Annotated in this window: 2 protein-coding genes and 1 pseudogene; 2 read left to right on the top strand and 1 reads right to left on the bottom strand. The window is 32.4% G+C overall.

Going from position 1 to position 7,233, the window contains the following annotated elements; translation table 11 throughout:
- Positions 1 to 214 (top strand): LysM peptidoglycan-binding domain-containing protein (locus tag P8M54_RS04700; RefSeq protein WP_300285722.1); only part of this gene is annotated, 214 nt, incomplete at its 5' end.
- A 193-nt stretch (positions 215 to 407) separates the two neighbouring features.
- Positions 408 to 6,911, top strand: coding sequence for an MG2 domain-containing protein (locus P8M54_RS04695; RefSeq protein WP_300285720.1), 6,504 nt, complete (start codon positions 408 to 410; stop codon positions 6,909 to 6,911).
- 76 nt (positions 6,912 to 6,987) lie between these two features.
- Here the strand turns inward: P8M54_RS04695 and P8M54_RS04690 are convergent.
- Positions 6,988 to 7,233, bottom strand: a pseudogene (locus P8M54_RS04690) (GTPase ObgE); the annotation flags it as partial.

The raw sequence follows: 7,233 nt of genomic DNA, 5'->3' as shown, positions 1-7,233 counted from the left end.
CGTTTCTGAAGTCGACAATCAAATGGATGTTGCAGTAAAAGAACCAGAAGCGAGATACCATACGGTAGAATCTGGCGACTGGCTATCTAAAATTGCAAAAAAATATTATGGTGATGCAAATAAGTACAATCTAATTTTTGAGGCAAACAAGCCAATGCTCTCTGATCCAGATAAAATTTACCCTGGACAAGTATTGAGAATACCCAATGAATAAATCGTGTATAATTAAACAAAAAAATCCGTTTCAAAAATTTGAAACGGATTTTTTTGTTTACCACTCAGTCGTCAAGCAAATACTTAAGCATTAATTTAGTATTGTAAGATAACTATTCAAAAAATACAAGGTTTTTTCAAAATATTTGCAATAAATTCACAGTCCTAAGCTTATAGCTTTTAAACTCCCATTTATGAAAAAAATTTTACTATTAGTATTGTTAAGTTCTTTATCAGTTTTTAGTCAGCAATATGACAAAAGATGGAAGAAAGTAATTGAAAACGAAAATGCCGGTAAATTTAAATCGGCAAATGCTATCGTAGAAAAAATTTATAACAAAGCGAGTCGGCAGCAAGACGAAGCTCAGTTAATTAAATGCTTCTTTTATCAATCCAAATACAGCCAAGTAATAGACGAAAATGCGCAATCAAAGATAATTGATAACTTAAAAATAAAAATTGATCACGCTACCATCCCTACAAAAGCCCTTTTAAATGTGATTTATGCAAAAATTTTAAATCAGTATTATGTTAAAAACGGCTATATCATTAGAAATAGAACCAATACAACTGTTGAGAATGATGATTTTCTTACGTGGACTAAGTTAGATTTTGAAACGCACATTGAAGAAGCAATTACAGAATCTTTAGAAAACGAAACTATTTTAAAGCAAACACGCTTATCAAAATACGATATACTATTTGATTATACTGAGGCTATTATATTCGAAACACAAACCCTACTCGACTATATTTTAAAAGAGAATATAACTTTATATACTTCTAAAATTAATTATTGGCAAATTAAAGAGGATGACTTCATACCCTATCATGACATTTTATACGGTAGTAGCACTAACTTTTGTAATTTAAAACTAGATTTTATTACCAATGAAAATTTAAACAAGACACTATCATTATATCAAAAACAGGAACTCAATAGCACCAGTAGCGATTTGAAATGGCAACGTTTCCTATTTGTAAAAACACATATACTACCATCAGAGATGGACTGGCTTTCTATTTTAGAAAATTTACAAAAAACAGTGGATTCTAAAGTTGTAAAACAAAAAATAAAGTTTGAAAAAGCAAAAAGTTACATTAAACAAGCTTCTAAAGATGCACATCCAGACTACAATATTAAAGCTTCGGAAGTTTTAGATAGCATCATTACCCTTAACGATCGTTCTAACGTTTATAAAAGAGCCATTCAAAGTAAGCATGAATTGGAATTAAAATCAGTAAGTATTAATTTTGAAAAATACACCTACCCCAAACAAAATTCAAGAGCATATATTACGTATAAAAATATAGATAGCGTGCGCATTAGTTTTTATAAAATAAATCAGCGCGATAGCAATCTTTTTGCATATAATTACCATTCACGAGATAGTGTATTAAATGATCTTATTGTAAATCGCATGCCAATAGCATCAAAGAACTATCAATTAAAAAATCCAAAAACTTACTTTGAATACACCACCGAAGTAATCTTACCACAATTAGAATTAGGAACTTATCTTGTTTTTTTCGAAAGCGAAAACGATATTAAAAATACCAAAGCTTTTGGTTATGAGACAATAACAGCTACTAATTTCTCAATTATTGCATCTGCAAATAGCAACATACAGGAATTTCAGATAGTAGATAGGCATACAGGGATACCTATCGAAGGAGCTAAAATTCTAACCGATAAATTCATTGCTACTACTGATAAAGAGGGAAAAGCATATAATTCTAAAGAATATGATCGATTAACACCTTATTTAACGATCATAAAAGAAAAAGATACTTTAAATCTAAATAACAGTTTTATCAATGTTGTTACACCTTATCCCGAAAAACAAAAAGCTAAAGCTAAAGTTGAAATTTACTTAGACCGAGCGATATACAGGCCAGGACAAACAATTTATTTTAAAGGGATCGCATTTCAAAAAAAACAAGGTAAATCTGCTGTTGTTCCTTTTACCTCTTTTAAAGTTACAATTAACGATCCAAATAACAACACTATAAATGAGGTTGATTTAGTTACAAACGAATTCGGATCATTCTCAGGAGAATATATTTTGCCTAAATCTGGTTTAGTAGGAGGTTTCAAAATTGAAGTTGAACAAGCTGACCACTATGAAAATGACCTTCAATACAATTCCAAGTTAGAGAAACATTCTTTTTGGGATGAAGTTGATTTTGAGAAATCCTTTAACTTTTTTACTGTCGAAGAATATAAGAGACCCAAATTTGAAATTACCTTCAATCCCACAAATGAGACTTACACAGTGAACGACGAAATAACTATAACGGGAACTACAAATTCTTTTACCGGCTCTGCTGTATCCAATGCTGTTGTAAAATACAGTGTAAGACAAGAAACTTATAAATCTAAATCTGGTACAAACTATGAATGGTCTGGTGGAAAATCACAGATAGTATTAGAAGCCGAAACGAAGACAGATGATACAGGAAAATTCAACATTCAATTTATAGCCAAACCTGATCTCGACGTAAAAAAAGAAGATTTGCCTATATTTAGCTACCGTTTAACTCTTCAGATTACTGACAACAACGGTGAAACACAAACTTTGAACCAACAGTTAGTCACTAATGTGGGATATCATGCTTTAAAACTAAAAGCAACATTACCCAAAGAAATTGAAACCAAAGATAAAAACACTCTCTTACTAGAGAGCACGAATCTTAATAATACTTTTATTCCTACTGTGGGAATATTGAAGTTCTACCGTGTTAGAAAAGCTAATAACAAAATTAAGCCTAGGATTTGGGAAAAACCAGAGCTGGAAAGTATTTCTGACACAGAATTTGAAAAACTATTTCCATTCGAACAAAATGAGAAAGCTATCTCTGAAGAAGAGTTGGGAGAATTGGTTCATACAACAAACGTAAATACCGAAAAACGGAAGACAATTGATTTAAACTTTATTTCAGATTGGGAAACTGGAATGTATAAGCTAGTTTTTTCAGCAAAAGATAAGTTTGGAAATGATATTGAAACAAAAACTCAATTTAATTTAATACAAAGTAGCCAACTATTTAATCCTAATACATTATTTACAGCTGAACAATTAAATAGTAATCCTGCGCAAGATGGCTTTATCAAAATCAAGATTAAAAGCATCATACCATCACTACATATTAATAGTAGCGCTAATTATAAATATTGGAACTTTTATAATATGGTTACCACAATCAATAGCAACGAGGGTATTATCACTATTCCATTACGAAAAGAATTTGAAAAAGCAATTACAATTAATTTTACAAGTGTTTTTGAAAACACAGTATTCGAAAAAAAACTAGAAATTATTCTTAATAATATTCAACCAAAATTAAACTTTGAGGTAGCTAGTTTTAGAAGTAAAATTGAACCAGGTAAATTAGAAAATTGGTCTTTTAAATTGAATGCCATAGGAACAGAGAAAGAAAGTGAAATCCTAGCTAGTATGTATGACAAGTCATTAGACCTGTTTACTAAGAAAGATTGGGAGTTATTAGATTTTCAAGATAACAATTACTATTACGCATCCAATACAAAAACTGCCCTAGGCTTTCAAAAAACCTACAGTTATATTCAAAATCTAAACACGCATTTAAACGAAATAAAATTTAAAGATGTCGACACTGATTTATTGTGGTTTGGATTCAATATTAATACTATCGAGAACAAATATACTTTATTAAATTATAAAAAACAGCATTCAAAAAAGTTACGGGAACCAGCAAACGCCAAGCTTATTTCAGGAATCGTTTCTGATCCATACGCGGTGCTACCTGGAGTAACCATTAGCATAAAAGGCACTAAGAGACAAACTGTATCCGATTTTGATGGCTATTATGAGATAGCAGCTACATTGAATGAAACATTGATTTTTAGCTTCATTGGTTACACAACTGTAGAACATAACATAACTGGTAATACAATTGACAAACAACTCAAGCCCGATGAAAGCACCTTAGAAGAAGTGATTGTTGTAGGCTATGGAACGATGAAAAAGAAATCATCGACTACTACTCTATCAGGGATTGTAGATGAAGCAGACTATCAGGTGTATAACACTGCCGGTATTATTCTTCCATTGACAGGTAAAGCAGCAGGTATTAATTTGGCTGATTTAAAAACAAAAATTCGAGGCACTAGTACTATCAGTCAGAATAATAATCCCCTATATGTTATTGATGGAAAAATAGTACTAGAGCAAGCTGTAAAAGATTTAACCGCCTCAGACGTCATTTCTGTAGATGTATTAAAGTCCGATCAAGCCACGGCATTGTATGGCGGCAAAGGTGCTAATGGCGCCATAGTAATCATCACTAAAAAAGGGTTAGGCGAATTGAATCAAATCAAAGCAAGAACTAATCTTTCTGAAACTGCATTCTTTTTACCTGATTTAAGAACAGATAAAAAAGGAAATTTGAGCTTCAATTTCAAATCACCAGAAGCTTTGACAGCATGGAAATTTCGCCTACTAGCACATAATAAAGAGGCTGTTTCAAGTTATCTTGAAAAAAATGTAATCACACAAAAAGAATTAATGGTTATTCCGAACTTCCCTCGTTTCTTTAGAGAGAAAGATTCTATTGTTATTACTGCAAAAATATCCAATATGACTAGTGAAGTCAAAACAGGAATTGCACGATTACAATTTTTTGATGCCACAAATATGCAAAATATTGATGTCGCTATGGCAAACACAAAATACGCAAGAAACTTCAACGCCAATCCTCTGAGGAACACCACGGTAAGCTGGAAAGTATTTGTACCTGAAGGATTACAAGGGTTACAATATAAGATTGTTGCTAAGGCAGGAAATTACTCTGATGGAGAGGAAAGCGTACTTCCTGTCTTAACCAATAATATTTTAGTAACAGAGAGTATACCTGTTTGGATTCGTGAAAACAGCAAGAAAGAATATGTTTTCGAAAATTTAAAAAACACTAGTTCGCCAACTTTAAAAAACCACCAGTTCACATTAGAATATACCTCAAACCCCGCTTGGATTGCCATCCATTCTTTACCGTACTTGATGGAGTACGAGCATGAATCTGCTGAACAATCATTTGCTCGCTATTATGCTAACGCGTTAGCAGCGAACATTATCGACAGTAATCCTAAAATTGCGGCTGTTTTTGAATCTTGGTCCAAAAGCGGAAAAGATGAATCTAAGTTAAAAGATAATGAAGAGCTAAAATCAATAATCTTAGCAGAAACACCTTGGGTCAACGATGCTAAGACCGAAGATGAGAAGAAGACCAATATGGCCCTTTTATTCGATCTAGAGAAAATGAAAAACATGCAAGAAGTTGCTTTTAAAAAATTGACCAATCAACAAACAGCTGCAGGAGGATTTACTTGGTTTGGAGGTAATGAACCAAACGAATATATTACAAGACATATTGTTGCCGGCTTAGGACACTTATTAAAGCTTAATGCTGCAGAAGAATCTAATTCGAAAGTTCTCGAAATCACATCAAAAGCGATTCCGTTTATAGATGGTAAATTTTTATTGAATTATAAGTCACGTAGGCAGGAAACAAATCTAATTGACAAAATAATTTGGACAAATCCTCGTACTGATTTGCACTATTTGTATAGCCGCAGTTTTTATTTAAAAACAAACCCGCCTAGTGACTCTTTAAAATTAGTCATGAATCGTTTTATAGAAAATATAAAAACAAATTGGCTTAGCTACAGCCTATATGAGAAAGGCTTAGCCGCTATTACCTTGAATCGATTTGACGATAAAGAAACTGCTAAAAAAATTATCGTTAGTCTGAAAGAGACGTCCTCTACTAATGTGGATTGGGGAATGTATTGGATTGACAATAAAGAGGGATGGTACTGGTATCAAGCTCCTATTGAAACACAAGGCTTACTAATTGAGGCTTTCGCCGAAATTACTAATGACAAAAAATCAGTCGATGCAATGAAGGTGTGGTTGTTAAAAAACAAACAGTCCAAGAATTGGCCGTCTACAAAATCTACCACTGAAGCAATTTATGCTTTACTATTGCAGGGATCAGACTGGCTCTCGGTGAAGGACAACACGGTGATCAAAGTGGGTGATCAAAAAATACTTACTAAAAAACTAAACGAAAATAAAAAAGAAGCTGAGACTGGTTATCTTAAGATCAATTGGAAATCGTCTGAGATAAATGACGAAATGGCTAAAATTGAAATTAGTAATGAAAGCGACATCCCTAGTTATGGCGGCATATATTGGCAGTACTTTGAAAATTTAGATAAAATTAAAAGTGACAGCAAAAATAGTTTGTCAATTTCTAAGGAGCTTTATTTAAAAACTGGTAATGGTAAAGATGCTGTTCTAACTAAAATAAAAGCACCTTTAACTATTGGAGATTTGATTACTGTGCGATTAATTATTTCGACAAATGAAGATATGGAATTTGTCCATTTAAAAGACATGAGAGCATCCTGCTTTGAACCAATTGATGTACTTTCCAGTTATCAATATCAAGGGAATTTAGGCTTTTATAAAGCGACAAAAGATGCTGCCACACATTTCTTTTTTGACAAAATAGGGAAAGGAACTTATGTGCTAGAATACGACACTAGAGTTAATAATAAGGGATCTTTCTCTAATGGAATCACAACTATTCAAAGTATGTATGCCCCAGAATTCTCGATTCATAGTCAGGGAATACAAGTCAAAGTGAAAGATTAAATAAAATAATTAAACAAAAAAATCCGTTTCAAAAATTTGAAACGGATTTTTTTTTGGTTAGAAAATAAATGACTAATTAGTCATTTAACATCTTCCATAGTTTGTCTTTCAATTCAGTTAGTCCTTGTTGAGCAACAGACGAGATGAACATATACGGAACATCCTTAAAGGCGACATCTAATTCAGTCTTGAGCTCTGCTCTTAACTCATCGTCCAGCATATCAATTTTAGATATTACTAGTAAACGTTCTTTATCTAACATCTCTGGGTTGTATTTTGTCAACTCATTTACAAGAATGTCATACTCTCCTTTAATATCTGG

The sequence above is a fragment of the Flavobacterium sp. genome (assembly GCF_029242675.1).
Classification (GTDB): Bacteria; Bacteroidota; Bacteroidia; order Flavobacteriales; family Flavobacteriaceae; genus Flavobacterium.
This window is presented reverse-complemented; position numbering and strand designations above follow the sequence as displayed.